Annotated in this window: 23 protein-coding genes and 1 tRNA gene; 13 read left to right on the top strand and 11 right to left on the bottom strand. The window is 63.1% G+C overall.

The annotated features are described in order from the left end of the window. Window positions 1–12: 12 nt before the first annotated feature. On the bottom strand, window positions 13–768 hold the full coding sequence (locus tag HUV48_RS11190; protein WP_176267887.1) for a 16S rRNA (uracil(1498)-N(3))-methyltransferase: 756 nt from the start codon (window positions 766–768) through the stop codon (window positions 13–15). A gap of 39 nt (window positions 769–807) precedes the next feature. Between HUV48_RS11190 and ubiA the strand changes: the two genes are divergently transcribed. Continuing rightward, window positions 808–1,731, top strand: coding sequence for a 4-hydroxybenzoate octaprenyltransferase (gene ubiA / locus HUV48_RS11185; RefSeq protein ID WP_176267886.1), 924 nt, complete (start codon window positions 808–810; stop codon window positions 1,729–1,731). Between the two features lie 9 nt (window positions 1,732–1,740). Here the strand turns inward: ubiA and HUV48_RS11180 are convergent, their stop codons facing one another. Genes HUV48_RS11180 through HUV48_RS11170 form a run of 3 tightly spaced genes read right to left on the bottom strand, consistent with a single transcriptional unit; the run spans window position 1,741 to window position 5,288 of the window. Then, on the bottom strand, window positions 1,741–1,944 hold the full coding sequence (locus HUV48_RS11180; RefSeq protein ID WP_176267885.1) for a hypothetical protein: 204 nt from the start codon (window positions 1,942–1,944) through the stop codon (window positions 1,741–1,743). Between the two features lie 48 nt (window positions 1,945–1,992). After that, a complete protein-coding gene (locus HUV48_RS11175) occupies window positions 1,993–2,520 on the bottom strand; it encodes a SixA phosphatase family protein (RefSeq protein ID WP_176267884.1) in 528 nt (175 codons plus the stop codon). Further along, window positions 2,517–5,288 (bottom strand): ATP-dependent DNA helicase, encoded by a 2,772-nt coding sequence (locus HUV48_RS11170; RefSeq protein ID WP_318656090.1) that lies wholly within the window; start codon window positions 5,286–5,288, stop codon window positions 2,517–2,519. The genes HUV48_RS11175 and HUV48_RS11170 overlap by 4 nt, the downstream gene beginning before the upstream one ends. A gap of 111 nt (window positions 5,289–5,399) precedes the next feature. Between HUV48_RS11170 and HUV48_RS11165 the strand changes: the two genes are divergently transcribed. From HUV48_RS11165 to HUV48_RS11155, 3 genes are all read left to right on the top strand, one after another. After that, window positions 5,400–6,512, top strand: a complete 1,113-nt coding sequence (locus HUV48_RS11165) for a mechanosensitive ion channel family protein (protein ID WP_176267882.1) — start codon at window positions 5,400–5,402, stop codon at window positions 6,510–6,512. A 62-nt stretch (window positions 6,513–6,574) separates the two neighbouring features. Then, window positions 6,575–8,209, top strand: coding sequence for a lysine--tRNA ligase (locus HUV48_RS11160; protein WP_176267881.1), 1,635 nt, complete (start codon window positions 6,575–6,577; stop codon window positions 8,207–8,209). A gap of 9 nt (window positions 8,210–8,218) precedes the next feature. Then, window positions 8,219–9,349, top strand: coding sequence for a PAS domain-containing protein (locus tag HUV48_RS11155; RefSeq protein WP_176267880.1), 1,131 nt, complete (start codon window positions 8,219–8,221; stop codon window positions 9,347–9,349). Here HUV48_RS11155 and HUV48_RS11150 read toward each other — a convergent pair. Next, on the bottom strand, window positions 9,346–10,032 hold the full coding sequence (locus HUV48_RS11150) for a prolyl hydroxylase family protein (protein WP_176267879.1): 687 nt from the start codon (window positions 10,030–10,032) through the stop codon (window positions 9,346–9,348). The genes HUV48_RS11155 and HUV48_RS11150 overlap by 4 nt on opposite strands. 81 nt (window positions 10,033–10,113) lie before the next feature. Here HUV48_RS11150 and HUV48_RS11145 point away from each other — a divergent pair, with 81 nt between their 5' ends. After that, window positions 10,114–10,689, top strand: coding sequence for a cytochrome b (locus HUV48_RS11145; RefSeq protein WP_318656089.1), 576 nt, complete (start codon window positions 10,114–10,116; stop codon window positions 10,687–10,689). A 97-nt stretch (window positions 10,690–10,786) separates the two neighbouring features. Here the strand turns inward: HUV48_RS11145 and HUV48_RS11140 are convergent, their stop codons facing one another. After that, window positions 10,787–11,812 carry an RcnB family protein gene (locus HUV48_RS11140; RefSeq protein WP_176267878.1) on the bottom strand — a complete coding sequence of 342 codons (1,026 nt, stop codon included), beginning with the start codon at window positions 11,810–11,812 and terminating at the stop codon, window positions 10,787–10,789. A 190-nt stretch (window positions 11,813–12,002) separates the two neighbouring features. Between HUV48_RS11140 and HUV48_RS11135 the strand changes: the two genes are divergently transcribed. Further along, on the top strand, window positions 12,003–12,575 hold the full coding sequence (locus HUV48_RS11135) for a PNPOx family protein (protein WP_176267877.1): 573 nt from the start codon (window positions 12,003–12,005) through the stop codon (window positions 12,573–12,575). 9 nt (window positions 12,576–12,584) lie between these two features. Here HUV48_RS11135 and HUV48_RS11130 read toward each other — a convergent pair whose 3' ends face one another. Together HUV48_RS11130 and HUV48_RS11125 are read right to left on the bottom strand one after the other, a co-directional pair. Then, window positions 12,585–13,094, bottom strand: coding sequence for a hypothetical protein (locus HUV48_RS11130; RefSeq protein ID WP_176267876.1), 510 nt, complete (start codon window positions 13,092–13,094; stop codon window positions 12,585–12,587). 110 nt (window positions 13,095–13,204) lie between these two features. Next, window positions 13,205–13,642, bottom strand: coding sequence for an FKBP-type peptidyl-prolyl cis-trans isomerase (locus tag HUV48_RS11125; RefSeq protein WP_176267875.1), 438 nt, complete (start codon window positions 13,640–13,642; stop codon window positions 13,205–13,207). Between the two features lie 231 nt (window positions 13,643–13,873). Here HUV48_RS11125 and HUV48_RS11120 point away from each other — a divergent pair, with 231 nt between their 5' ends. The 3 genes from HUV48_RS11120 to HUV48_RS11110 all read left to right on the top strand — a co-directional run bounded on the left by HUV48_RS11120 (window position 13,874) and on the right by HUV48_RS11110 (window position 18,178). Beyond that, on the top strand, window positions 13,874–16,057 hold the full coding sequence (locus HUV48_RS11120; protein ID WP_176267874.1) for a putative bifunctional diguanylate cyclase/phosphodiesterase: 2,184 nt from the start codon (window positions 13,874–13,876) through the stop codon (window positions 16,055–16,057). Window positions 16,058–16,300: 243 nt separating this feature from the next. After that, window positions 16,301–17,035 (top strand): bacteriorhodopsin, encoded by a 735-nt coding sequence (locus HUV48_RS11115; RefSeq protein ID WP_176267873.1) that lies wholly within the window; start codon window positions 16,301–16,303, stop codon window positions 17,033–17,035. Window positions 17,036–17,179: 144 nt separating this feature from the next. Beyond that, the gene (locus HUV48_RS11110) at window positions 17,180–18,178 is read left to right on the top strand and encodes an AI-2E family transporter (protein ID WP_176267872.1); all 999 of its coding nucleotides are present in this window, start codon (window positions 17,180–17,182) and stop codon (window positions 18,176–18,178) included. 90 nt (window positions 18,179–18,268) lie between these two features. Here the strand turns inward: HUV48_RS11110 and ettA are convergent, their stop codons facing one another. After that, a complete protein-coding gene (gene ettA / locus HUV48_RS11105; protein WP_176267871.1) occupies window positions 18,269–19,945 on the bottom strand; it encodes an energy-dependent translational throttle protein EttA in 1,677 nt (558 codons plus the stop codon). A 153-nt stretch (window positions 19,946–20,098) separates the two neighbouring features. Here ettA and HUV48_RS11100 point away from each other — a divergent pair, with 153 nt between their 5' ends. Beyond that, a complete protein-coding gene (locus HUV48_RS11100; RefSeq protein WP_176267870.1) occupies window positions 20,099–21,247 on the top strand; it encodes a glycosyltransferase in 1,149 nt (382 codons plus the stop codon). A 10-nt stretch (window positions 21,248–21,257) separates the two neighbouring features. Then, on the top strand, window positions 21,258–22,631 hold the full coding sequence (locus tag HUV48_RS11095; protein ID WP_176267869.1) for a M20/M25/M40 family metallo-hydrolase: 1,374 nt from the start codon (window positions 21,258–21,260) through the stop codon (window positions 22,629–22,631). Window positions 22,632–22,637: 6 nt separating this feature from the next. Here HUV48_RS11095 and HUV48_RS11090 read toward each other — a convergent pair whose 3' ends face one another. Together HUV48_RS11090 and HUV48_RS11085 are read right to left on the bottom strand one after the other, a co-directional pair. After that, window positions 22,638–23,990, bottom strand: a complete 1,353-nt coding sequence (locus tag HUV48_RS11090) for an MATE family efflux transporter (RefSeq protein ID WP_176267868.1) — start codon at window positions 23,988–23,990, stop codon at window positions 22,638–22,640. A gap of 73 nt (window positions 23,991–24,063) precedes the next feature. Further along, a tRNA-Pro gene (locus tag HUV48_RS11085) sits at window positions 24,064–24,140 on the bottom strand. A 192-nt stretch (window positions 24,141–24,332) separates the two neighbouring features. Between HUV48_RS11085 and HUV48_RS11080 the strand changes: the two genes are divergently transcribed. Both HUV48_RS11080 and HUV48_RS11075 read left to right on the top strand, forming a co-directional pair. Then, window positions 24,333–24,902, top strand: a complete 570-nt coding sequence (locus HUV48_RS11080; RefSeq protein ID WP_176267867.1) for an HNH endonuclease family protein — start codon at window positions 24,333–24,335, stop codon at window positions 24,900–24,902. Beyond that, complete coding sequence (locus HUV48_RS11075; protein ID WP_176267866.1) at window positions 24,902–25,144, top strand: hypothetical protein; 243 nt, start codon at window positions 24,902–24,904, stop codon at window positions 25,142–25,144. The genes HUV48_RS11080 and HUV48_RS11075 overlap by 1 nt, the downstream gene beginning before the upstream one ends. Window positions 25,145–25,221 lie beyond the last annotated feature (77 nt).

The following is a 25,221-nucleotide window of genomic DNA, read 5'->3' as shown; positions in this document are numbered from 1 at the left end:
GTGAAAAGAAAATTATTCCTCGCCGCGCCAATCGCCGGCTTCGGCCATCCACAGCGCGGTCGCCGCAATTGCCGCGGTTTCGCCGCGCAGAATGCGGGGACCAAGAGAAATGGCTACCGCTTGCGGGTGCGCGCGGATGAGGGCGCGCTCGGCATCGTCGAACCCCCCTTCTGGACCTGTCAGGAGCGCTGATGGTCCCTTGTGTGCAGCGAAAGCTTCGGCGGCGTTTGCTCCGCCTTCCTCATCCGCGAAGAACAGCGCGCGGCCTTCGGGCCAGCCGTTCAGCAGCGCGTCGAGCTTCGTGACAGGCGCAAGTTCGGGCAAGGCGGTGCGAGCGCATTGTTCCGCGGCCTCGGTCACCAAGGTACGCGCGCGGTCCGGGTTGAGCTTATCGGCGACGCAGCGCCGCGTCAGGACCGGCACGATCTTTCGCGCTCCGATTTCGGTCGCCTTTTCGAGCACCAGATCGTAGCGGTCTTTCTTGAGCAACGCCGCGCAAAGCCAGATATCCGGCACTGCTTCGCGCTCGCGCAGCTTCCGGCTCGTGTTCAGCGCGATACGGCGCTTTCCCGCATCAACGACTTCCGCGGCCCACTCGCCCGTAATGTCGTCGCACAGTATGACGGCATCGCCGAACGAGACGCGCATCACTTTTGCGAGGTAGTGCCCCTGCGGTCCGCCAATATCGATGCGCAAACCTTGCGACAATTCCTGCTCCACGAACAGGCGAGGAGCGCTTTTGGGCGGCCATGCGGGAGTTGCGGGCATGGGTTCCCACTAAGGCGAGTGCGGGATAATAGGCAAGCGATGTCCGACCCCGCCACCGTTCCCGACACCCAGCGTTCGAGCCTTTCGGGTGCCGTCGTCGCGCGCTTGCCGCAACTGCCGCGTGATCTTGCGATGCTGGCGCGCTTCGACCGGCCCATCGGCTGGTGGCTGCTGTTTTGGCCCTGCGTCTGGGGCGTCTGGCTGGCGGGAGCGGGATGGCAGTTCCTGCTGCTCGCTTGGCTGCTCGCCGGAAGTATCGCAATGCGCGGCGCAGGGTGCGTCTACAACGACATCGTCGATGCCGACCTCGACCGGCAAGTGGCGCGAACAGCCAGCCGTCCGCTGGCGAGCGGGCGCGTATCCCGAAAACTTGCTTGGGGCTGGCTGCTTGCGCTGTGCCTCGTCGGTCTTGGCGTGCTGTTGTACTTGCGCATGACCGCACAGCTGGTCGCGCTCGGCAGTCTTGCACTCGTCGCCGCCTATCCCTTCATGAAGCGGATCACCTGGTGGCCGCAGGCATGGCTCGGCATGGTGTTCACCTGGGGTCTGCTCGTCGGTTGGACGCAGTTTCGCAGCGACAACTGGGATGCGCTTGCCGCCATGTACGCAGGCGCGATTTGCTGGGTGATCGGTTACGATACGATCTACGCGCTGCAGGACCGGGAGGATGACGCGCTCGTCGGTATAAGGTCCTCGGCGCTCAGGATGGGAAAGCGCGTCACCGGCGGTATCGCGGCTTTCTATACGGCCGCGGTCCTGTTCTGGGCGCTCGCTTTCTGGCTGTACCGAGAGGACTGGCTGGCACTGCTCGCTCTGCTACCTGCGGCTGCGCACCTGCTATGGCAGGTCGCCACGCTCGATGCAGACGATCCGGTAAACCCGCTCGACCGCTTTCGCAGCAATCGCCTGGCGGGCGCGCTGGTCGCGGCAGCCTGTTTCGTGGTCGGTAACGCGGGCGCCTGAAGACCGGTCTTACTCGGCGGCCATTACTCTGCGGTACTTCTCGATCCAGCGCCGCGCATTTTGCAGCGCCTCTTCGCTGCAGCCTTCTTCGGTCACGGCCTCCAGCCTGTCCGCGGCCTGCGCCAGCATGGAATGCAGCGCATCGCGTTCGGCGAGAACATTGCGAAGTTCGTGGCGCAGCTGGTTGGGATCGTCGGCGGCGGTGTCACTCATGGAATCGCTATATGCGCTCGCTCGCGCCGTCAGTCAAAACCGGTTCGATCAGGCTTCGGGTCCGAGGTCCGCATCAAGATCGCGGGGACGGGCGAAGTAGGCGATTTTCCCGCATTCAGGGCGAATGTCTTCCCAGCGTTCGATGTCGAGTTCTAGCACTGCATAGCTCGCAGTCGGAAACTTCACCTTTGCCTCGTCGAACAGGTCGTTCTCCTGATCCCGCGCAACCAGCATCAGGATCGTGTCCTGCAGCCCGGGGTTATGACCCGATACGATGACGCGGGAAGGATCGCCGTCAATTCCTGCCAGCACTTCGCAGATCGTGTCCGCCGATGCGAGGTAGAGCTGCCGGTCGTACTCTGGCTCCATCTCGGGCAGCGCCTGCTCGAGCGTTCGTTTCACCCGGTGCGCGGGGCTGGCGAGCAGCCGCTCCCACTTTATCCCGTGTCCCTTGATATGCTCGCCGATGAGCGCCGCACCGCGCAGCCCGCGCTCGTTCAGCCCGCGGTCGAAGTCGGATCGGTCCGAATCTCCCCAGTCGGATTTGGCATGGCGCAGCAGGCCAAGGATTTTCACGTTTCGAACGCTCCTGAGTTTTCGTCTTCGCGCACATCAGTTTCGACCGATGCATCGGTGCCGTCCTGCGCTCCCGACAATCGCGCCAAGGCCTCGTCCAATGTCAAGCGAATGATCGGAGTCCCTACCGGAAAAACGCTTTTTAGTCGGCTGGGAAAGGCCGGGGAGAGGACGATGAAATGGCCGCGATCGTCCTTGCTGCGAATGAGCCGCCCGAACGCTTGTGCGAGGCGGGCGCGAATGATCGCGTCGTCGAATGCCTGCCCCGTGCTCCCGCTTGCCGCAGCCGCACTGCGGCGTGCGCGGTGAAGGATCGTCGGGCGCGGCCAGGGAACCTGCTCCATGACGACGCAGCGCAGCGATTCTCCCGGAACGTCGACCCCGTCGCGAAGGGCATCGGTGCCGAGCAGCGAAGCTGCGGGGTCGTCGCGGAAGATGTCGGTCAGCGTGCCGGTATCGATCGGATCGACATGCTGCGCGTAAAGCGGCAGTCCCTCGCGGGCGAGCCGGTCCGCGATCCGGCCGTGTACTGCCCGCAGCCGCCGAATCGCGGTGAACAGGCCGAGCACCCCGCCGCCCGACTTCTCGATAATCCGCGCGTAGGCGCCGGCGAGCCCGGCAAGGTCACCGCGCTTGATGTCGGTAACGATCAGCACTTCGGCCCGGTTCGCGTAATCGAACGGGCTTTCCGCATTGACGAGCAGCGGCTTCGCATCCGTATGCGCTGCGCCGCTTTTTGCAATCGCGCCCTCCCAGTCGGGTCCGTCCTCGTGGCGGTCGGCGAGCGTCGCCGATGTCAGCATCACCCCGTGCGCGGTGTCGAGCACGGTGCGGGCGAACGGTTCCATCGGATCGAGCCAGCGCCGCTGAATGCCGGTATCGAATTCGCGGGAATCGTTGCGCTCGACCATCAGCCAGTCGACGAACCGCTCGTCCACCGGCCCGCCTAGGCGGTCGAGCAGCGCGATCCACGCCGCCAGGAGGTCTATTCGCCAGGCAAGCGAGTGACGCGCGCCCTCGATCCGGGCGCGGCCCTGCGCGTCGAGCCAGTCAGGCGCCGCTTCCATGACCGCTTCGAGGCGGCCCGCAAGCTTCACGAGCGGCATCCGTATCTCGTTCAGCGCGGATAGCGAGTGGCCCGCCGCCTCGACCAGTTCGCCCGGCAATTGCGCAGCTTCGGTTTCGATCCCGTAGCCGGCTTCCTGCCCGCCGCTTTCGTCACGGGCGTAGGTTGCGGCGCGAACCTGATAGAGAAGCGCCTCGACGGGGCCATCGGGCAGCCCCTCGGCCATGCGCTCAAGCCAGCCGTCGGAGGGAAGCACACGTGCGGCTTCGATGGCGGCCTCGATCGCTGCGCCGCCTGCTTCGTCGTAGCTCGATACATCGGCGAGCCGCGCGGCAAGCCCCCGCCGCCGCCCGCGGTTTTTGCGCTCCGGTCCGAGTATCCAGCGGCGCAGTTCTATCGTCTCGCGACCAGTCAGCGCGGCCGCGAAAGTGCTGTCGGCGGCATCGAACACGTGATGCCCCTCGTCGAAAACGATCCTGCGGGGCACGCTCGCAGCGTCGCGGGCGCGGGCGGCGTTGATCATGACGAGCGCATGATTGGCGATAACGAGATCGGCCTGCGCCGCCGAGCGTACGCTGCGCTCGATGAAGCATTTCCGGTAATGCGGGCAGCCGGCGTAGATGCACTCGCCCCGCTGGTCGGTCAGCGCCGCGATCCCGCGCTTGCGGAACAGAGTGCCAAGCCAGCCGGGCAGGTCGCCGCCGATCATGTCGCCGTCGGCGCTGTAGGCCGCCCACCGCGCGACCAGTTGTGCGAGGATCGCGGGACGTCCGGCGAAACCGCCCTGCAAAGCATCTTCAAGGTTCAGCAGGCACAGATAATTCTCGCGCCCCTTTCGGACTACGACCGGACGCGATCCGTCACTGCGCCGGGCAGGCCATGCGCGGCCGCTTTCCTGCCGCAACTGGCGCTGCAGGTTCTTTGTAAAGGTCGAGACCCAGACCGTGCCGCCCGCCGCGTGCGACCAGAGCGATGCCGGGGCCAGATAGCCGAGCGTCTTACCGATGCCGGTACCCGCCTGAGCAAGAAGGAGATGCGGCGCGCTGCGCTTCTCGCGCGGGGCGAAGATGCTTGCGGCTTCGCTGGCGAAGTGCCGCTGCCCCTCGCGCCGCTCTGAGCCTTCGCCGGTCAGATGATCGAGCTGCGCGGTGACCTCGTCGCCCGATAGCTTTATCTGGCGCGGCTGCGGACGCTCCGGTGCCTCTTCCCATTCGGGTAGGCGCGAGAACAGCCATTTCTCTGCGCGTTCCGGCTTCCTCACATGCTCGCGCAGCAGCGGCGCCCACGGCCAGCGCAGGCGGGTGAGCGATTGCAGCGTGCTCCAGGCGCCCTCGCGCTCCGCCCAATCGTCGCTGCGGCATGTTTCCATGAGCCGTGCCGCGGCGCGCTGAAGCATGGCCGGCGTGTCGGCATCGCTTTCGGGAGGGGGAAGGCCAACTGCCTCCGCCAGACCCTTGGCCGTCGGAACGCAGAACTTCGCCGGACGCACGAAAGCATAGAGTTCGAGGAGATCGAGACCCGACAAGTCGGGATAGCCCAGCCGGGTCGCGACGAGCGGCGCGTTGACCATCAGCAAGGGCGTATCGGCTGCCGCCATCACCGCGTCACCCTTGGACACGCCGCGCGTCTGGCCGCTCCCTTCACGCAGCCACGTGCCCGCGTGGCTCGCATGAAGTGCCGGAAGTTGAAGGGGTTCGGTCACGGTGAAGCCGTTAGAACACAAACGGAACGCAGGGCAAGAGCGGGCGCGGGCGTGCGCGCCGGTTTCTACTTCGCACTTGCAGCATAGGCTGGGGTTTCTTAGGTAAGGGACATGCCCGACTGGATAGCCGCGCATCTTTCGTTTTTGCCGACCTGGGCTGCGATCCTGCTGGTCGCCGCAGCGGCTGTCATCGCTGCGTTGTGCCTTCACTACATCGTTTTTCGCGTGCTCGGGCGGGTCGCGCGCGGGACCGAAAGCCGTTCCGACAATATCGTTGTTGCCAAGCTTATCCGGCCGAGCCGCTGGGCAATTGTCATGCTTTCCTTGGTGGCGGTTGCCGCATTCATTCCGGCGCTCGGAGAGGTGTGGGAAAGGATCGGCGCGTTCGTCATGCCGTTCTTCATCGGCTGGACGATAATCGCCGTCCTGCATGCGCTGGTCGAAGTCATGATCCTGCGCAACGACGATTCCATGGCGGACAACCGCGCCGCGCGCCGGCGGCGCACGAAACTTGCCATCTTCAACCGGATCGCGACCTTCATCATCGTTTTCGTGACCTTCGGCCTGATGCTGCTCGCCATTCCGGGCGTGCGAGACATCGGGGTGACGCTGGTCGCATCGGCAGGTCTTGCGGGCCTTGCCGTCGGCGCAGCGGCGCAGCCTGCGCTCAAATCGCTCATCGCGGGCATTCAGATGGCGCTGACCGAGCCGGTGATCGTGGGAGATGCGGTCGTCATCGGCGGAGAATGGGGCTGGATCGAAGAGATCCGCACGACCTACGTAGTTGTAAAGGTGTGGGACGAACGACGGCTGGTCGTGCCGACGTCCAAGTTTCTGGACGAAACTTTCCAGAACTGGACGAAGACGACAGCGCAGCTCCTCGGCACCGTGATGCTGTATGTCGACCCCGCGGCCAAGCTCGATCCGATCCGCGCGAAGTTCGAGCAGCTTGTCGAAAGCAACAGGCGGTGGGATGGCCGGGTCAAGCACATGCAGGTGACCGAACTGACGCGCGACGCGGTCGAGGTTCGCTTCCTCGTCACCGCCAAGGATTCCCCGACGCTGTTCGACCTGCGCTGCGATATTCGCGAGGCGCTTATCCAGTGGCTCGCTGACGAAATGCCCGAAGCGATCGTGCGCAGCCGCATCGCGCCCGTCGCGCCGCTCGAAGTTGCGGGCGCTCCGTCCGGCGAAGCGCTTCAGCAGATGGCAAGCGCCCGCTAAGGGGGTAACCTACGCTGACTTCGCGCTTGCGAAAAGCGGTAGGCTCGGCGACATGACGCGGTATGAGCATGACCGAACTGATCGACGCCGCACGTACTTCCAAGGCCTGGCCGTTTCAGGAGGCGCAGCGCCTGCTGAAGCGCTATCCCGATGGCGCGAAACCGGACGGTTCGCCGGTTCTGTTCGAGACCGGCTACGGACCCAGCGGCCTGCCGCATATCGGCACGTTCCAGGAAGTTCTGCGCACGACCTTCGTTCGCCGCGCGTTCGAAGCGCTGATCGGTGCGAAGCCGGAAGACGGCAGAACGCGGCTGGTGGCATTCAGCGACGATATGGACGGCTTTCGCAAGGTGCCAGACAACCTGCCGCAGCAGGAGATGCTGCGCGAAAACTTGCACCTTCCGCTGTCCCGCGTTCCCAATCCCTTCGGCACCGACCACGAGAGTTTCGCCGCGCACAATAATGCTATGCTGCGCGCCTTTCTCGACCGCTTCGGCTTCGATTACGAGTTCGTCAGTGCGTCCGAGCGGTACAATTCGGGCGCGTTCGACGATGAACTCAGGAATGTGCTGCGCCGCTTCAACGACATCATGGACATCATGCTTCCCACCTTGCGCGAAGAGCGGCGCCAGACCTATTCGCCGGTCTTGCCGGTCTCGCCGTCCAATGGGAAGGTGCTGCAGGTTCCTGTCGAGGTCGTGGACGCCGAAGCGGGTACCATCCGCTTTACCGACGAAGACGGTTCGGTAGTCGAGCAATCCGCGCTGGGGGGTAAGTCGAAGCTGCAATGGAAGGTCGACTGGGCGATGCGCTGGGTCGCGCTCGGCGTCGATTACGAGATGTACGGCAAGGATCTGACCGACAGCGGCGTGCAGTCGGGAAAGATCGCGCGCGTACTCGGCGGCAAGAAGCCGGAAGGATTGATCTACGAGCTGTTCCTCGACGAGAAGGGCGAGAAGATTTCCAAGTCGAAGGGCAATGGGCTGACCATCGAGCAGTGGCTCGACTACGGCACACAAGAGAGCCTCGGCTTCTACATCTTCCCGAACCCCAAGAGCGCGAAGCAGCTTCATGCGGGCGTGATCCCGCGGGCCGTGGACGACTATTGGCAGTTCCGCGAACGGCTGGACGAGCAGCCGCTCGACAAGCAACTCGGCAATCCGGTGTGGCATCTTGCGCGTGCGAACGGCGGCTACGACGGTGCGGAAGCACCCGGCGCGGGCGACCGGTTGCCGGTGACCTACAGCCTCCTCCTCAATCTGGTCGGCGTTCTCGGCTCAGAAGCTACGGCGGAACAGGTCTGGTCCTACCTCGGCAATTACGTCGATGACGTCGATCCCGCGAAAAGTCCGGAACTGGCGACTCTTGTCGAACGCGCATTGGCCTACAACCGGGATTTCATTGCTCCCACGCTTAATCGCAGGGCGCCCGATGCGCGCGAGGAGGCCGCCTTGAACGAACTGCTCGAACGGTTGTCGGAGCTGCCCGAGACCGCAGAGGCCGAAGAAATCCAGACGATCGTTTACGAAATCGGCAAGTCGGAAGAATACGGCTTCGATAATCTGCGCGACTGGTTCCGCGCCCTTTACGAGATACTGCTGGGTTCGGAGCAAGGCCCGCGTATGGGCAGTTTCATCAGCCTCTATGGTCTTGCAAACTCACGCGAACTCATAAAGAATGCACTGAATTCGAGGTGAGGTTGCGGAATGAGCGAACTGGACGCGGGCGACGTTCCCGAAAAGCAGCCGCCTGACGATCAGGAAGAGCGGGAAATCGATGCGCGGCGCGTCGATGACAGTGCGAACCTTTCCCCCGACAAAGCGAAGCTCGATAGCGCCAGGCTATTCACGCAGGCGATGGAACAGACCCGCATGGCGCTGTGCATCTCCGATCCGAATCAGGACGACTGCCCGATCGTTTACGTCAACGAGGCGTTCGTTCTTCTGACCGGCTACGACCGCGACGAGATCGTCGGTCGGAACTGCCGCTTCCTTCAGGGCGAAGACACGAGCGAGGAGGCGGTCGAGAAGATCCAGGCCGCGATCGACGAGCGGGAGGTGAGGGTGATCGACATCCTGAACTACCGCAAGGACGGGTCTGCGTTCTGGAATGCGCTGCACATTGGTCCGATCTTCGACGACGACGGGAAGCTGGTCTATTTCTACGGTTCGCAGTGGGACGTGACCGAGATCCTTTCCGAGCGCGAACGGCAGGCGCTGAACGACAATCTGATCCGCGAATTGCAGCACCGGTTGGATAATCTCTTTTCCGTCATCATAGCGATCATCCGGCTCTCCGGCCGGAACGAAACCGACCCGCAGGCGATGTCCGACAAGATCATCAAGCGCATTCAGGCGCTGTCGGCAGCGCACCGGGCCTCGATCGCGCCCGACGTCGGCACCGAAGGCGCGGACCTGTGCGCCCTCGTCGAGGAAGTCCTGCAACCTTATCGGACCTCGCGCAGCGACCGGATCGGTATCGTGGGACCGGAGACGACGCTGCCGCGCAATGCAGTGACGCCGGTCGGTCTGGCGCTTCACGAACTGGCGACGAACGCAGTGAAATACGGATCGCTTTCCACGCCGCGCGGCGAAGTGAAGGTCGACTGGGAAAACGCCCCGGACTGTTTGCAACTGCACTGGATCGAGCAGGGCGGGCCGCCAATCGATCAGGGAATCAGGGTCGAAACCAAGGGCAGCGGTATCGGCGCGCGGCTGATCGACAACGTCCTGCGCGGAATCGACGCCAGTATCGAGACAGACTTCAGGGAAAGCGGCTTCGCGGCGACTATCACGCTACCGATAGCGGGCGGTTCCGGCGAACAGACGCCGGCCTAGCCTCCGCGGCGGCTCGGCTTCCAGGGCCGGACGCGGTACCAGCGGGTCAGCACGTATTTCTGCCCGGCGACGACCGGCGTGCCCGCGTGTAGCGTCCCTTCGTTCGGAGCACCCTCGGGCGTCGCGTTGTTCCACACCAAGAGGACACCCTGCGTGGGCGGAATGGAAATGCCGGCTTCGGGAAAACCAGTCGCTCCGCCTTCTGCGACTTCGTTGAGATAGGCCATCGCCGTCCAGCTGCGCTGCCCGCCGTGCTTCCGTTCCTGCTTCCAATAGGGTTCGCTCGTATGGAAGTAGTCGTAGTGATCCTTGAATTCCTGTCCGGGCGCATAGCGCTGCCCCTGGATGGTCTCGCCTAGCTCGGAGCGTATGCCGAGACGGTCGTCGATCCGGCGCGAAATGCTTTTCACGAACGGGTCGCTGGGATCGAAATTGCCCGAGTAGGAGGTGCGAAACGCGTCCTTCATCGGACTGTCGAACAGTTCGCTCGGCGTAGCGACAGCGTCGATCATCTCGATCAGCCGCGCGCATTCGGCCGGCGAGAAAAACCCGCCGATGGCGTAGATTTCCGCCGTGTCGGTGGGAATCTTGTACGCCTGTTCGTCGCGCGCCAGCCGTTCACGCACGGATGCGCCAATGCGCCTGAGGGCATCCTGGTCTGGTATTGCTACGGTAGTCGCCATACGGCCGAGATTAGTGATCGCGGCGGCCACCGCAACCGGGAATGCTTGCCCGTAGTGCAATGCAGGTTAAGAAACGCATCAGTGCCTCAACCGGCAGAAGGGGAAGCCAATATGCTGAACGACGTGCAGAAGCGCTATTCCAAAGGCGCGATGGCCTTTCACTGGATCATCGCGGTACTGGTCATCGTGAACTGGCGATTGGCGGAAACCGCACACCATCTGGAAAGCGGCGCGGGTTGGTACTGGAGCCAGCACAAGTCGGTCGGCATCAGCATCCTCGTGCTGACGATCGGGCGGCTACTCTGGCGGCTCGGTCATCCTGTACCGCCGCTGCCCGACACCATCCCCTCGTGGCAGCGCGTCGCATCGCGCAGCCTGCATTTCCTGTTCTACGTGCTGCTCATCGGATTGCCGCTGGGTGCATGGATAGCGAACTCGCTAGGCGACCGGCCCGTCGACTTCTTCGGTCTGTTCACCATTCCGCCGCTACCGGTCGGCACGAACGAAGGCATGTCCGAAACCATCTTCGGCATTCACGCTACCGGCGCAGAAATCTTTATTTACCTGATCGGAATCCACATTCTCGCGGCGCTCTACCACACGTTCCGCAAGGACGGAGCCGGCCTCGGCCGGATGCTGCCGCTCGGCAGGACCTGAGACTCCGCATGAAACAACCCCCGCCAGCGTTCGGCCGACGGGGGAGGTGGTGCCTGCAGCCCGGCGGTTCCGGTCCGGCAGGCAGGGGAAGGGCGAATTACCAGAAGAAGTCGTGGATCACGTCCACCACTTCGCCACTGTAGATGTCGACCAGCAGCACGTCGTCGTAATAGCGCACCCAGCGGTAGGGTCCGTAGACTTCGGGCAGGCGGTACTGCCAGGGATCGTTGATCCAGTAGCGGCTGCCGTAGAACCCGCGGTCGAGGTAGAAGCCGATGTTGATGCGGCTGTAACGATAGCTCTGGTAGGGCGAGTAGTAGCGGCCCAGCGAGAAGATGCTGCGGTGATCGCGCCGGTACCGGTGCCAGTCGTAGCGCGAGTTGTTGCGCCAAGCGCGCCGATCCCAGCGCCGGTGGTCGCGGTAGTGACTGCCGCGGTCGTTATCACGGTAGTCCCCCCGCCGGCCGTCGTAGCGCCGGTAGTCGTTGCGGTCGTAGCGATCTCCGCGCCGGTCATAGCGGCTCCAGTCGCGCTGATCGCGGTTCTCGTAGCGGTCGCCGTCGCGCCGATCGCGCCAGTTGCGATCACCGTCGCGCCTGTCGCGCCATGAACGGTCACCGTCGCGGTCGCGGTGCCCGGTTCGTGCGTCGCGCTCGCCTGCCTGCCGCAAAGCCTCGGCGCGTGCGCGTTCAATCCGCTGGCGCTGTTCGCGCACGCCGGCATCGCCGCGATACCGCTCGATTCGTGCCTCCCGCGCATCGCGAGCAGCGTCCCTGCGGTCGCCGCGTACTGCGGCGCGGTCAGCCTGCTGCTGACGCATTTGCTCGATCCGCTGAGCTTGCTGCTGGCGGGCATCACGCCTGTCCGAGCGAACGTCGCGCCTGTCCGAGCGAGCTTCCCTGCGGTCCGACCGAGACTCGCGAATGGTCGAGCGCACTTCGCGGCGATCGGAGCGTGCCTGCTGCCGCTGAGCCCGCTGTGCGCGGGCCTCACCGCGCTCTTGCTGCACTTCGCTGCGAACCGGTCGCTCGGCTGCAGCCGCGGAAGCGGGGAGGGCGGTAAGGGCAAGAACCGCGCCGACTGCGCCGAGTGCCGTTCCCTTGAGCAATTGTGCGATTGTCATATTCGCAAATCCTTTTGCAGTGCCGCTCCCACCGATACGGCTCGTTTATTCTTATGATGAACCGTTCTTATCGCGCGGTCGCTGACCGCAATCTGAACCGCGTATGAGACCTTCCATTCATATTAGTCGCTAATAACGTGAACGAACCGGTGATTGACTTTCGCTCCCAGCAAGTGCTGTTCGCATAGCCATGCAGGATGATCTCGAGGAAGTGCGCCGCGATGTAATCGGCAGGTTGTCGCAGGCGGCTAACGACCGGAAGTCGGCGATGCACACCCCCGTTTTCGCGACGGCCGATGCCGATACGCGCATCCTCGTGCTGCGCGCATTCGACGACGAGCAGTGGACTCTGCGGTTCCACACCGACTCGCGCTCGCCCAAAGTCTCGGTGATCGAGAGCGATCCCGCCGTTAGCGTACTTTTCTACGACCGCGAGGAGAAGGTGCAGATCCGCTGCCGCGGCGTTGCCCGCATCGAGCGGAGCAGCGTGGCGGCCGACACGGCATGGCAGCAAAGCGACAACTATGCGCGTCGCTGCTATCTGGGGAGCGGCCCGAGCGTGCTGTCGGACGAGCCGACTTCAGGACTTCCCGAATGGATCGAGGGCGAGAAACCGACCGACGAGCAACTTGCCCCCGCGAGGGAGAATTTCGCCGTCTTACTGGTCGAAATCATAGAGGCCGACTGGTATCATCTTGCACACGACGGTCATCGCCGTGCGCTCGTAAAGCCGGGCGGCGAGGCGCACTGGCTTACGCCCTGATGCGCGCTGTCAAACCTCTCGGCCCGGCGTCATGCGCTTTATGACGCGGCGTACCGTTCGGTACAGAATCGCGACCGTCGCCGCGAACATCGCCACTGTCAGCACGGTCGCGGCGAACATCCCTTCGTAGAGATAGATGTACCACCTCGGCGGCAGCGTATCGAACTCGCCTACCGGCAAGGTAAAGGCGAGAAGCACGGCAAGACCGCTTGCCATGGTGAACGATGCGAGGAGCGCGATGAGGTCGACATCGCGGTAAGTCTGTTCGTTGAACTCGCTCTCCATGCGTTTGAGCATGCCGATCAGTGTTAGCATGAGCGCCAGCGTCGTGGCGGCGGCGGTCACGATTGCCGATGCCAGATACAGACCCGCGCGGCTGAGCGCCTGGATCAGGTCGGTCGCCTCCGCGCTCGAATAGATGTCGCCGATAGCCCAGCGCGCGCCATAACCGATCGCGCAGGTGCACAGAAAAAAGCCGATGGCCCACAGATGGCTGCGAAGAACTTCAGTTACCCTCATGCAGCAATAACGGGCCGGCCAGCCCCGCGTTTCGCCGGATCGGGCTGATAAAAGTGAAGCCGGACCGGCGGGCCGTCACGTCAAGGGCGCGGCGGCCCACCGGTTGGCGGTCAGGCTGCCTGCTTGATGTCGCGCAGCGTCAGGTCGAAGGTCACGTCTTCGCCCGCGAGTGGGTGGTTGCCGTCTGCCTTGATGGTCTGGTCGCCGACCTCGAGGATGTGCAGCGTCATCGGCTGACCGTCGGGCGACTGCGCCTGCAGCGCCATGCCCGGCTGCGGGGTGGGCTCGGGCGGCAGGTTGGAGCGCGGAATATCGATCACGAGCTGCTCGTTACGCGCACCGAACGCCTGGTCGGAGGGAATGGAGACCGTCTTTTCCTCGCCGACTTCCATACCGGTCAGTGCCTGTTCGATCTGCGGGAAGATCTGTCCGCTGCCGAGTTCGACCGCCTGCGGGCCGACCTGCTGCGTGTTGCCGACGACTTCGCCGTCGCTTTTGCGCAGGACGTAGTCGATTGTCACGGTGTCGCCGTTCGTGCGAGTTGTCATGGTAATCCTCTGGGATTTGGTGTTCGCGGCGCGGATCGTGCGCCGTCTGGGGATGCACCCGCGAACCGGGCGCCTTCACGCGCGAGTCTCGCAAACGCGGCAACACCTGTCAAACATGGCAGTTTGCGGGCTTTCGAACTGGCTAAAGGCGCGGTAACCACTCTTCAATCCAGACGCGCTAGGCGGGATCGTTGTCTAGAACGCCGCTTGCCGGCCACGCATGGAAAACCAATGTCCTTTGAGAACTTCCGCAAGTCCTTCGCCGGTGTCCTGCGCAGGGAGACGGAGCAGAAAACCTACCGGTCCAGCTCCGACCTGTCGGTCCTGCGTGAAATAGAACGCGTCGGGGTCGGATGCTTCTGGGCGACCGACGAGACCGGCAAGATCATCTATGTGTCCGAGAACGCCGAACGATCGCTGGAGCGCGACGGGTTTCAGATCATCGGCCGTCCGCTCGTCGAAGTCTTCAAGGACGCCAGCCACGGCGCAGAGAAAACCGAAAGCCGCAACCTGGCTTTCCGCATTCAGTCGCGTTCCGATCTCGACAATCTCATCGTCCGCATCGACCATGAGGAAGCGGCTTCGAACCGCCACGGGCGATACTGGAGAATTTCCGGCGCGCCGCTGGTGGACGACGAGGGGAATTTCCGCGGCTACCGCGGCAATGCAGCCGATATTACGGACGAGTTTCGCGAACAGTGCGCGGTTGCGCGACAGTCCCAGTTCGACGAACTGACAGGTCTCGCGAATCGCCGCCGCCTCGACGAGAAGCTGTCCAGCATTATCACTTCGCGCAAAGGGCGCTGCTGCGCGCTCATGATGCTCGATCTAGACCGCTTCAAGCAGGTGAACGATTCGATGGGCCATCCGGCCGGCGATGAACTGCTCAAGCAGGTCGGGGACCGGCTCGCCGCTCTCGTCAAGGACAAGGGCGAAGTCGGGCGCCTTGGCGGAGACGAATTCCAGATCCTGCTGCCCGATGTCGAGGACCGTGGCGACCTTGCCGAGCTGGCCGGCCGCGTCATCCAGATGCTGTCGCAGCCCTACTCCATCAACGGCAGGCGCGCGATAATCGGAGCCTCCGTCGGTATAGCCATCGCTCCCTTCGACGGCATTTCCGCGTCCGAACTGATCGGTTCCGCCGACATGGCGCTCTACCGGTCCAAGGAAGACGGGCGCGGCGTCTTCCGCTTCTACACGGCGGAGCTCCGCGCCGCCGCCAGTTTCGGTGTCCAGCTCGAAGAGGATTTGCGCGATGCCCTCGAAAAGGGCGAGCTCAGCATGGCCTATCAGCCGCTCGTCGATCCGCTGGACAACCGCGCGAAATGTTTCGAAGCTCTCATGCGCTGGGATCATCCGCAAAGGGGCCGCATTTCGCCGGCGGCCTTCATCCCGATCGCCGAGCGGAGCGACCTGATCCTTCACCTCGGAGAATGGGCGTTGAGGCAGGCATGCAAAGACGCGGAACAGTGGCCGGACGATGTCCGCGTGGCAGTCAACGTATCGGCGCGGCAGTTCATGCAGGCCAATATGCCGAAGCTCGTCGCATCGGCCCTCAGCAGCAGTGGAATCAAGGCTTCGCGGCTGACGCTGGAAGTGACCGAAAGCGTCTTCATCGGGGGCGTGGAGGCTGTCGACGAGATATTCGCGCGACTGGACCGGTTGGGCGTTCGCCTGGCTATGGACGACTTCGGAACCGGCTATTCCTCGCTCGGGTATCTGAAACGCGCACCGTTCAAGAAGATCAAGATCGACCAGAGCTTCGTGCGCGGCTGTACCGAAAGCGGCGACACCAATCCTGCGATCATCTCCGCTGTCGTCGCTCTCGCGCGGGCGCTCAAGATGGAAACGGTGGCGGAGGGCGTCGAGGCGATGGACGAGCTCGAACTCGTCACGCAGCGCGGCGCCAACCTCGTCCAGGGATACATCTATTCGCCGCCCCTGGAGCAGCACAAGATCCTGGAGAACTTCGCCAAGGCCGAATGGATCTTCAAGCCGGATGGTCCTCCGCGCCACCGGGCAGACCGAATTTCACTGTACCGCAGGGTAGGCCTCATCCACGAGGATCATTATTACGACGTGATGCTGCGCAACCTGTCTAAGACCGGCGCGCGGATCGAGGGTCTGGAAGGCGTGCCGACCGGTGCCGAGGTCGTGCTCGATCTGGGCGGCGGCCAACTGGTCGTCAGCAATGTCATTCACAGCGCCGAGCGCAGTCAGGGTCTGCAGTTCGAAACCTCGCTCATCAGCGACGGTTACAACGGTCTGATGACGCGGCACCGGGTCTCGCCCTATCTGCTGGCGGAGGCCGGGATGCCGCTCGCTGCGTTAGGGCAGGGCAACACGCCGTTCGTCATGCGCAGCGACGGGCAGAAGCGCCCGCCGAAATTCGTGCAGCACGATATAGGTCAGTAGATCGGCTCCTCAGTGTAAATTCTCGTGCATGAAAATAGAGCGCCAATCCTGCGCAGAACGGGGTTCTAACCGCGAGAATCTTAGAAAGTGGAAGCGGTTAAAACCGTATAGGCTTGCGCAGTAAAATGGCGCCGTCTTTACAAATGTAAGTCATTTCCCAGCGCGCTTTGAGGAACAAACCGGCGCAGTTGCTCATACCAATTACGGTCGTATGTCGATTTCGGCCGAAGTGTGGAGAGCAATTTGACCGAGAACGCTTGGCTTTGGTTCTACCTAGCGTGCATGGCCGCAGGCGCGGTATTGTTCTTCGTATGGAGCCGAAATCCGCGCGGCGTTCCGCAATACGAATACGCGGTCGCAATCATCATACCTGTCTGGTCGGGCCTCGCGTATACGGCGATGGCGCTCGGCCAAGGGACGGTCGATGTCGGCGGACAGACGGTATATTTCGCTCGGTACCTCGATTGGCTGGTGACGACCCCGCTCATCCTGTTCGTGCTCGCTTCGACCGGGATGTTCTTCAGACCGCTCGACAAGACGACCATCGCCACGCTCGTCGCGCTGGACGTCATCATGATACTTTCCGGCCTGTTCGCCGACCTGTCTGGCGACGATCCGGCAAAATGGTTCTGGTATGCAACCGGATGCGTCTGCCTCGCCCTTATCCTCGGTATCTTGTGGGGGCGGGTAAGGCGCGAAGCTTACGCGCATAACAAGGAGATCGGGGACGGCTTCACCCGGGTGAACACCTATTTCACTGCGATGTGGCTGGGGTACCCCATAGTCTGGGCGCTTGGCCCCTCGGGACTTGGCGTCATCGACCAGCTTACGGAAGTGGCGCTGTTCGTCATCCTGCCGATATTCTCGAAGGTCGGGTTCTCGATCTACGATCTCTACGAATTGCGCAAACTCGCGCCGAAATTCCCCGAGTTCGACGAACCGAACCCCAAATCGCGATTGCGGACGGCCCGTCATTAGCCGAGCACCACGAGCGATCAGCTGAAGAAAAGTGGCTGAAGTCTGACCCCAGCGCGCAGCAAAGCGGTCAAAGGGCGTCGCGGAAACAGGAGGTTACCGATCGAACAGCGCGATGGAAAAGGCGATGCCAGGTTCGTACGCCGTTTGGTCCTGTCGATCCTGATCATCGGTGCCGCGTTACTGGCATGGGAACTGCGCTCCATACTGGTGCTCGCGTTCGGCGCGTGCCTTTTGGCCGTTCTGTGGCGCGCTGCGGTGACTTCGTTACGGGAGCACGCCAACATTCCCGAAGGATTCGGGCTGGCGATCACAGTGACTTCGGTATTCGCGCTCGTGGCCGGCATGATGTTCCTGTTCGGGTCGGAAGTCGCCAGTCAGGCCGAGGCGATTGCCGCAGCCCTACCGGCGGCGATCGATCAGCTTCGTGCAACGGCGCGCAGTTTCGGAGCTGGCGGCATCGTCGACCAGCAACTCGACAGACTGACCGGCGCTTTCGCGGAAGGGGGAAGCATCGGCGGCATGCTGATGACGATCGGCAACGGCCTCACGGATTTTATCGTGGTGGTCGTCGCCAGCATCTTTCTGGCTGCACGGCCCGATCTTTACAGGACCGGCCTGATCAAGCTCGTCCCCTCCGCCAGAAGAGACGAGGCCGGAGCGACGCTCGACGATATGCAAACCGCGCTGAGCCTGTGGTTCAAGGGGCGGCTCGTCGCAATGATAGGGGTGGGGCTGCTTACCGGGATCGGCCTGTGGCTGATCGGCGTTCCGTCCTTCTTCGCGCTCGGCGTGCTCGCAGGACTGCTGGAAATCATTCCCTTCTTCGGCCCTATACTGGCGGCGGTGCCGGGGATTTTGCTGGCGTTGCTGGCAGGGCCCACCAACGCGCTGTTCGCGACGGCACTCTACCTCGCGATCCAGCAGGCGGAAGGAAACCTGATAACGCCCATCATTCAGCAGCACGCGGTCGAACTTCCGCCCGCGCTGCTTCTGTTCTCGCTGCTGGTCTTCGCGTACCTATTCGGCGTGCTTGGAGTATTGCTCGCCGCGCCGCTTACCGTGGTCTTCTATATCCTCGTCAAGAAGCTCTACGTTCGCGAAGCGCTCGATACCCACACGCCCATTCCGGGCGAGGATAAATAGGCCCGCCCGGCGCTATCGGACGAACTCACCGCTGCGAAAAAACGTGCAGGGGGTCGCATGCAGACGCTCCGCTTGCGACCCCGACAAGGCTTACCGTGTAAGCTTCTTGTACTGCATTCGCGTCGGCCGGTCTGCGGCGTCGCCCAAGCGGCGGCGTTTGTCTTCTTCGTAGGCTTCGAAGTTGCCTTCGAACCATTCGACGTGGCTGTTGCCTTCAAAAGCGAGGATATGCGTTGCCAGCCGGTCGAGGAAGAAGCGGTCGTGCGAGATTACCACGGCGCAGCCGGCGAAGTTCTCGATCGCGTCTTCGAGTGCGCGCAGCGTTTCCACGTCGAGGTCGTTGGTCGGCTCATCGAGTAACAGGACGTTGCCGCCTTCTTTCAGCATCTTCGCCATGTGGACGCGGTTGCGCTCGCCGCCTGACAGCTTGCCGACGTTCTTCTGCTGGTCCGGACCCTTGAAGTTGAACGCGCCGACATAGGCGCGCGTCGACATGTCGTGGCCGTTGACCTTCATGTAATCGAGCCCGTCGGAGATTTCCTCCCATACGTTGTTCTTGTCGGTCAGGTGGTCGCGGCTCTGATCGACATAGCCAAGGCGCACGGTTTCGCCGATGGCGACGTCGCCGCTATCGGGTTCTTCCTGTCCGGTCAGGATCTTGAACAGCGTGGACTTGCCCGCGCCGTTGGGACCGATGACGCCGACGATACCGCCGGGCGGCAGCATGAAGGACAGGTCTTCGAACAGCAGCTTGTCGCCGTAAGCCTTGGTAATGTTCTTCGCTTCGATAACCTTGCCGCCAAGCCGTTCGGGAACCTGGATGACGATCTGCGCCTTGCCGGGCTTGCGGTCGCCCTGCGCTTCCTGAAGCTGTTCGAACTTGCGGATACGCGCCTTGGACTTGGTCTGGCGTCCCTTCGTGCCCTGTCTGATCCATTCGAGCTCTTCGGAGAGAGCCTTCTGCCGTCCGCTTTCCTCGCGCTCTTCCTGGGCGAGCCGCTGCGATTTCTTCTCAAGGTAGGTCGAGTAATTGCCCTCGTAGGGGAAGTAGCTGCCGCGATCGAGTTCGAGGATCCAGCCGACGACGTTGTCGAGGAAGTAGCGGTCGTGGGTGATCATCAGGACCGCGCCGGCGTATTCCTTCAGATGGTTTTCGAGCCATTCGACGCTTTCCGCATCGAGGTGGTTGGTCGGTTCGTCGAGGAGCAGAATGCTGGGCTTCTGGATCAGCAGCCGGGTCAGCGCCACGCGGCGCTTTTCGCCGCCCGACAGGTTCGATACGTCCGCATCGCCCGGCGGGCAGCGGAGCGCTTCCATCGCGATTTCGAGCTGGTTGTCGAGCGTCCAACCGTCGACCGCATCGATCTTCTCCTGCAACTCGCCCATCTCGGTAATGAGGTCGTCGTAATTGGGCGCATCGGGATCGGCCATCGCCATCGAGACTTCGTTGAAGCGCTCGACCATGTCGGCGGTTTCGCGCGCGCCGTCCTTCACGTTTTCGAGCACCGTCTTGTCGGGATCGAGTTCCGGCTCCTGCGCCAGATAGCCGACGGTGATGTTCTCGCCCGGCCACGCTTCGCCCGCGTAGTCGTTGTCGATGCCCGCCATGATCTTCATAAGGGTGGACTTACCCGCGCCGTTGGGACCGACGATACCGATCTTCGCGCCCTGGTAGAATTGCAGGTTGATGTTCTCCAGCACCGGCTTTTTCGCGCCGGGGAAGGTCTTGGTCATGTTCTTCATGACGTAGGCGTATTGAGCGGCCATCGCGTCGATCCTTTGTGATTGCGGCCCGCGCCTGCCCCCCTGGGCGGCGCCGATCTGGCTGAAATGGAATTTGCCGGTCAGATAGGTCGTGCGGGGGAAAGGGGCAAGCGCTCGTATGGCATGGCGGGGCGGGGCGCTTTATTGCTTGCCCCCATGGAGCGCGCTGGCGGCAGGGATGGGGGGAAGGTCGCGATACTTTTCGCGCAGTTCGCACCCTATCACGTCGACCGGATCGCGGCAGCGGCGGAGAGGCTCGCGGGGCGTGCCGAAGTCATCGGGATAGAGGTCGCGGATAGCTCGGCAACCTATGGGTGGGAGCGCGCGGGGGGTGTGGCGGGCGCTCGGAAGGTCACGCTGTTTCCGGAGCAGCGTTACGAGGACATCGGCAGCGCGGTCAAACTGCGCCGAGCGCTGCGGACCCTGCAAGAGGCAAACACGGTCTTCGTTGGCATCCCCTATTCGGAAAGCTGGATCATGGCTTTGACCGCCGTGCTGCGACTTCGCGGCTGCCGCGTGATCCTCATGACCGAGAGCAAGGCGGATGATTTTCCGCGCAAGGCGTGGCTGGAAATGCTGAAGCGCGCGGTGCTCGCGCCATACGATTGCGCGCTGGTCGGCGGGGAGCGGCAGGCGCATTACATTCGCCATCTCGGATTCAGGACGCGTCCGGTGCTCGAGGGATACGATACGATCGGCAACGAGCGGGTCCGGGCATTGGTGACGGGAAAGCGGCAGCCGCAATGGAGGGAGCGCCCGTTTCTCTATGTCGGGCGCTTCGTCGAAAAGAAGAACCTCGCCGTGCTGCTCGAAGCCTTCGCGCTTTATCGCAAAGGTGCCGGACCGGACGCGCGGCGGCTCGTCATGGCGGGCGACGGTCCGCTTGGCGGCGAACTCCAGAACCTTGCCAAGCGGCTGGGCGTAGCGAAAAGCATCGACTGGCCCGGTTTCCTTGGCGCGGCAGGCGTGGCGGAAGCGATGCACGATGCGCTGGCCCTGAGCCTCGTCAGCACGACCGAGCAATGGGGTCTGGTCTTGAACGAAGCCGCCGCGCTCGGCCTGCCGGTCATCGTGTCGCCGAACGTCGGCGCCTGCGACCGGCTGGTCAGGGACGGCGAAACCGGCCGCATCGTTGCGACGACCGACCCAACCGCGATTGCCAACGCGATGCGCAATCTTGCGAAAAGCGAAGCGCAGTGGGTCGCGATGCGCGCGGCTTCTCTCGCTATCTCCGAAGCGGGCGATGTTCGCCATTTCGCGGACGCGGTGGAGAAGCTGATTGCTCCCACGAAAACGGCAAGCTAGCAGACGCATCATGCTGAAACATATCCTCTCGCTGTCCGCAGCGCTCGTCTTCGTCGCCGCTCCCGCTCATGCCCAGCAGTCCGCGCCGAACCCGGCGGATCAGGCACGCACCTCCGATACCTACGCCTGGGACTTCGTCGAAGGTCTGACGACCGAAGTCGGACCGCGTCAGGCCGGTACCGAAGCGGAAAAGCGCGGGCGCGAATGGGCGATGGCGTGGCTGCGCGAACACGGGTTCCAGAACGTCGCGGACGAGCCGTTCCAGATGCGCACCTGGGTGCCCGGCGATACGCACAAGGCGGAAATCCTCGCGCCGTTTCCTCAGCCGCTCGTGGTCCAGCCGCTCGGCGGAACACCTTCGACCGGGCCGGATGGCATTACCGGCGAAGTTGTGTATTTCCCCAATATCGAGGCGCTCAGGAATGCCCCTGAAGGCAGCCTGACAGGCAAGATCGCCTTCATCAGCCATTCGATGTCGCCGACGCAGGACGGCTCGCAATACGGGTTTGCCGGCCCGGTTCGCTGGGTCGGCGCCGGGATCGCGGCCAGCAAGGGCGCGGTCGCCACCGTCATCAAGTCGGTCGGGACCGATCGCCACCGCAATCCGCATACCGGCGGCACGTCCTTCCCCGAAGGGGTTACGCCGACGCCGGTCGGAGCGCTTTCCGTGCCCGACGCCATGAATCTCGAGCGGATGTTCGCGCGCGCGGACGGCCAGCCTATTCGCATGAAGCTTACCCTGACGCCGCGCGACCTCGGCATGACGACGAGCGGCAACGTAGTGGGCGAAATCGTCGGGACCGATCCCTCGCTTCCCCCGGTACTGCTCGCCTGCCATATCGACAGCTGGTGGAACTCTCCCGGTGCGTTCGACGACGGCGCAGGCTGCGGCATCGCCGCTTCGGCGGCGCTGAACGCAAGCCGCATGGGTAAGCCGCTCCGCACGATCCGCGTGCTGATGGCGGGCGCCGAGGAAGTCGGCCTGATCGGCTCCGAAGCCTATAGCGCCGCGCATATCGACGAGCCGATCGGTGTCGCGCTCGAAAGCGATTTCGGCGCAGACCGTATCTGGCGGTTCGAGACGAATTTCACCGAAAGCAATCCGGCGCTCTTCGCGAAGCTCGCATCGGCGGTGCAGCCTTACGGCGTCGCGCCGTCTCCCATCGTGGCAACCGGCGGGGCGGACATCAACATCGCCCGCGATCAGGGTACCGCGATCATCGACCTGCAGCAGGACGGGACGCGCTATTTCGACCTGCATCACACACCCGACGACACACTCGACAAGATCGATCCCGATCAGCTGCGCCAGAACGTCGCGGTATGGACGGCCGTGGTCGGCGTGCTCGCGAACGAGCGCGGCGCGATCAAGCCGAAGGACTGACCGCGCTCAAGAGGCTGCGAAGGTCTTTCGCGTAAGTCGGGGCAGCAGAACCGCCTGGAAACAGGCGCGGGCGATCAGGAAGATGGTGAACGACAGCCACAGCCCGTGGTTGCCGAGCGGCCACGTCAGCCATAGCGCCAGGGCGTAGACCATAGCTGCACCGACCATCGTGACCAGCAGCGCCCGCGTCCAGCTCGCGCCGACGAACACGCCGTCGAACACGAAGCCCGCGACCCCGGCGAAGGGTATGACGATCAGCCAGATCGAAACCTCGCGCGCGGCGCTCTCGACGGCTGCAGTCGCGGCGAAACTGGCGAGGATCGGACCCGAAAGCAGCAGGAAGAGAGCCGCTACCAGCGCGGCGGCCCCGATACCCCGCCAGATCAGTGCGCGCACATAGCCTGCGAACCCGTGCCGGTCATGCGCACCGATACGCTCACCATTGAGCACCTGCGCGGCATTCTCGAACCCGTCGAGCAGCAGCGCCGTCAGTACGAACAGCTGATAGATGATGCCGTTGGCGGCGAGGACCACTTCGCCCCGGTCGGCACTGAGTCGCGTGATCGTAGCGAGCGCGACCGTCAGGATGACCGTCCGTAAGAACAGGTCGCGATTGACCGACAGGAACGGCCTCAGCGAACGCCAGCGCAGCACTGTGCCTTTGCTCAAAACCTTGAGTGCATGACCCGTCACACTGCCGCGAAACACGAACAGGACGACTGCGGCGAGCTTTGCGTATTCGGCGATGAAGCTCGACCAGCCGATCCCGGCAATGCCGAGGTCGAGGCCGAGCACGAACCACAAGCCGAGGCCGACATTGGTAAGGTTGTAGGCCACTTCGATAATCAGCACCGCGGTCATCTGCCGCCGTCCGACGAGGAAACCTACCAGCGCGAGATTCAGCATGACACCGGGCGCGGTCCAGTAGCGGATGCCCGCATAGACGCGTGCAGCTTCGAGCACGTCGCCGTCCGCGCCGAGCAGCGACAGGCACAGCGGCAGCAGGACAGGCTTCGCGATGAGCAGCAGGGCGGCGATTGCCAGCCCGACCGTCATACCGCGCAGCAGGACCGAAACCTGCGCCTCTGCGCCCGCCCGCGTGCCTTCCTGCGCGACGAGCCCCGTGGTCCCCGTCTTCAGGAAATTCATTACGGTGAAAAGAACCGCGAACAGCCGCGCACCGACATCGACGGCACCCTGCGCGCTCGCATCGCCCAGCCGGCCGACGATCCACATATCGCCGAGCCCGATCAGCGCGGTCGCGACATTGGTGATCATGGCAGGAAGCGCGATCGCCCAGATGGCGCGGGTATCGAGATTGGCGGAGGGGGCGGCGGAGATTGCGCTGGCTCCTTGCATCCTCCCGCCCCTAGCGGTTGGGAGCTTTCCGGTCGCAAATGCCCTTAGGGATATTTGCAGGCCTCTGGAAATATGGTCGGGGAGACTGGATTCGAACCAGCGACCCCCTGTACCCAAAACAGGTGCGCTACCAGGCTGCGCCACTCCCCGACCGTGGGAAGCCCTTAGGTTTCGTGGGATTTGGAAGCAACCTGTAAAATCGTTTCGCGGCAAGGAGCGGCGGAACAAAGCATGAATCGGCATCGGGAGTCACAAATTATTCCCGAACCGAAAAGAACGGACCGGAAACGAGAGGTCGCATTCTCGCACCGGTCCTAACCACAAACGCAAGGAAGTGCGCACATGGCTGACCCGTTCCCTAAACCGATACTCCCATATCTTGAAGGCAAGATTGGTGAACTGAGAATGCTCCGCTTTTGGAGCAAGGTGGATATTCGAGCGCCGGAGGAATGCTGGGAATGGCAAGCAAGCCTGACCACCAGCGGCTACGGGCGCTTCAAGATCGCAAGCCACGTTCAGGTCACTGCCAGTCGGCTTGCTCTGATTGCTCACAAGAAAGACGAGGGCGGCGGGCTGCACGTTCTGCACCATTGCGACAATCCGAAGTGCTGCAATCCGCATCACCTGTATTTCGGCACAGTGCAGGACAACGTGAACGATAAGGTTGAACGCGGACGCTGCCGGAGCGGAGACCAGTCCGGCGCGAACAATGGCGCGGCGAAGATCAACGAGCAGCAACTCGAACTTATTGTGTCCCGCTTTAAGAAGGGCTGGAACAATAAGCAGATCGCTGCGGACTTACCGATCGGTCACGCGATGGTGAGTAAGATACGGTGCGGCAATATGTGGCAGGAGCAGGCGGCGAAGTTAGGCTGGAAGCCCGCGCCGCAGTTTAAGCGGAAAGCAGCGTAATGGATGAACCAGCACCACACGACGCACACGTTCAAGCAGCGACGAAACTGTTCCGTGACTGCGGCTTCACGCTCCATGCCATGCAGTTTCCGCGTTCACCGGAAGCCCTTGTAGGCTTGAAGCGGTTCAACGGCCTAGCGGACGACGCGAAGGTTCCGTTTGCGTGGGGCTATCATCCGAACGCCTACATGCGGGACAACTGGCAGCGGTATTATGGTGAAGCCGAGAGGAAGGTAGCATGACTGACCTATCACGCGATGAAAAGTATGAATAGGGGTCAGGTGTGGCGCCTGACCCCGTTTCATTCCACCTTTGGCTG

It is taken from the genome of Qipengyuania atrilutea (genome assembly GCF_013370205.1).
GTDB lineage: Bacteria > Pseudomonadota > Alphaproteobacteria > Sphingomonadales > Sphingomonadaceae > Actirhodobacter > Actirhodobacter atriluteus.
The sequence above is the reverse complement of the archived record's forward strand: the minus strand, read 5'-3'. Positions and strand labels throughout refer to the sequence as shown.

Bases quoted from the DNA above. Each gene is read 5' to 3' on its own strand.
- HUV48_RS11190 (WP_176267887.1), bottom strand. From the start codon at position 768: ATGCCCGCAACTCCCGCATGGCCGCCCAAAAGCGCTCCTCGCCTGTTC.
- ubiA (WP_176267886.1), top strand. From the start codon at position 808: ATGTCCGACCCCGCCACCGTTCCCGACACCCAGCGTTCGAGCCTTTCG.
- HUV48_RS11180 (WP_176267885.1), bottom strand. From the start codon at position 1,944: ATGAGTGACACCGCCGCCGACGATCCCAACCAGCTGCGCCACGAACTT.
- HUV48_RS11165 (WP_176267882.1), top strand. From the start codon at position 5,400: ATGCCCGACTGGATAGCCGCGCATCTTTCGTTTTTGCCGACCTGGGCT.
- HUV48_RS11160 (WP_176267881.1), top strand. From the start codon at position 6,575: ATGAGCATGACCGAACTGATCGACGCCGCACGTACTTCCAAGGCCTGG.
- HUV48_RS11155 (WP_176267880.1), top strand. From the start codon at position 8,219: ATGAGCGAACTGGACGCGGGCGACGTTCCCGAAAAGCAGCCGCCTGAC.
- HUV48_RS11150 (WP_176267879.1), bottom strand. From the start codon at position 10,032: ATGGCGACTACCGTAGCAATACCAGACCAGGATGCCCTCAGGCGCATT.
- HUV48_RS11140 (WP_176267878.1), bottom strand. From the start codon at position 11,812: ATGACAATCGCACAATTGCTCAAGGGAACGGCACTCGGCGCAGTCGGC.
- HUV48_RS11135 (WP_176267877.1), top strand. From the start codon at position 12,003: ATGCAGGATGATCTCGAGGAAGTGCGCCGCGATGTAATCGGCAGGTTG.
- HUV48_RS11130 (WP_176267876.1), bottom strand. From the start codon at position 13,094: ATGAGGGTAACTGAAGTTCTTCGCAGCCATCTGTGGGCCATCGGCTTT.
- HUV48_RS11125 (WP_176267875.1), bottom strand. From the start codon at position 13,642: ATGACAACTCGCACGAACGGCGACACCGTGACAATCGACTACGTCCTG.
- HUV48_RS11120 (WP_176267874.1), top strand. From the start codon at position 13,874: ATGTCCTTTGAGAACTTCCGCAAGTCCTTCGCCGGTGTCCTGCGCAGG.
- ettA (WP_176267871.1), bottom strand. From the start codon at position 19,945: ATGGCCGCTCAATACGCCTACGTCATGAAGAACATGACCAAGACCTTC.
- HUV48_RS11100 (WP_176267870.1), top strand. From the start codon at position 20,099: ATGGAGCGCGCTGGCGGCAGGGATGGGGGGAAGGTCGCGATACTTTTC.
- HUV48_RS11095 (WP_176267869.1), top strand. From the start codon at position 21,258: ATGCTGAAACATATCCTCTCGCTGTCCGCAGCGCTCGTCTTCGTCGCC.
- HUV48_RS11090 (WP_176267868.1), bottom strand. From the start codon at position 23,990: ATGCAAGGAGCCAGCGCAATCTCCGCCGCCCCCTCCGCCAATCTCGAT.
- HUV48_RS11080 (WP_176267867.1), top strand. From the start codon at position 24,333: ATGGCTGACCCGTTCCCTAAACCGATACTCCCATATCTTGAAGGCAAG.
- HUV48_RS11075 (WP_176267866.1), top strand. From the start codon at position 24,902: ATGGATGAACCAGCACCACACGACGCACACGTTCAAGCAGCGACGAAA.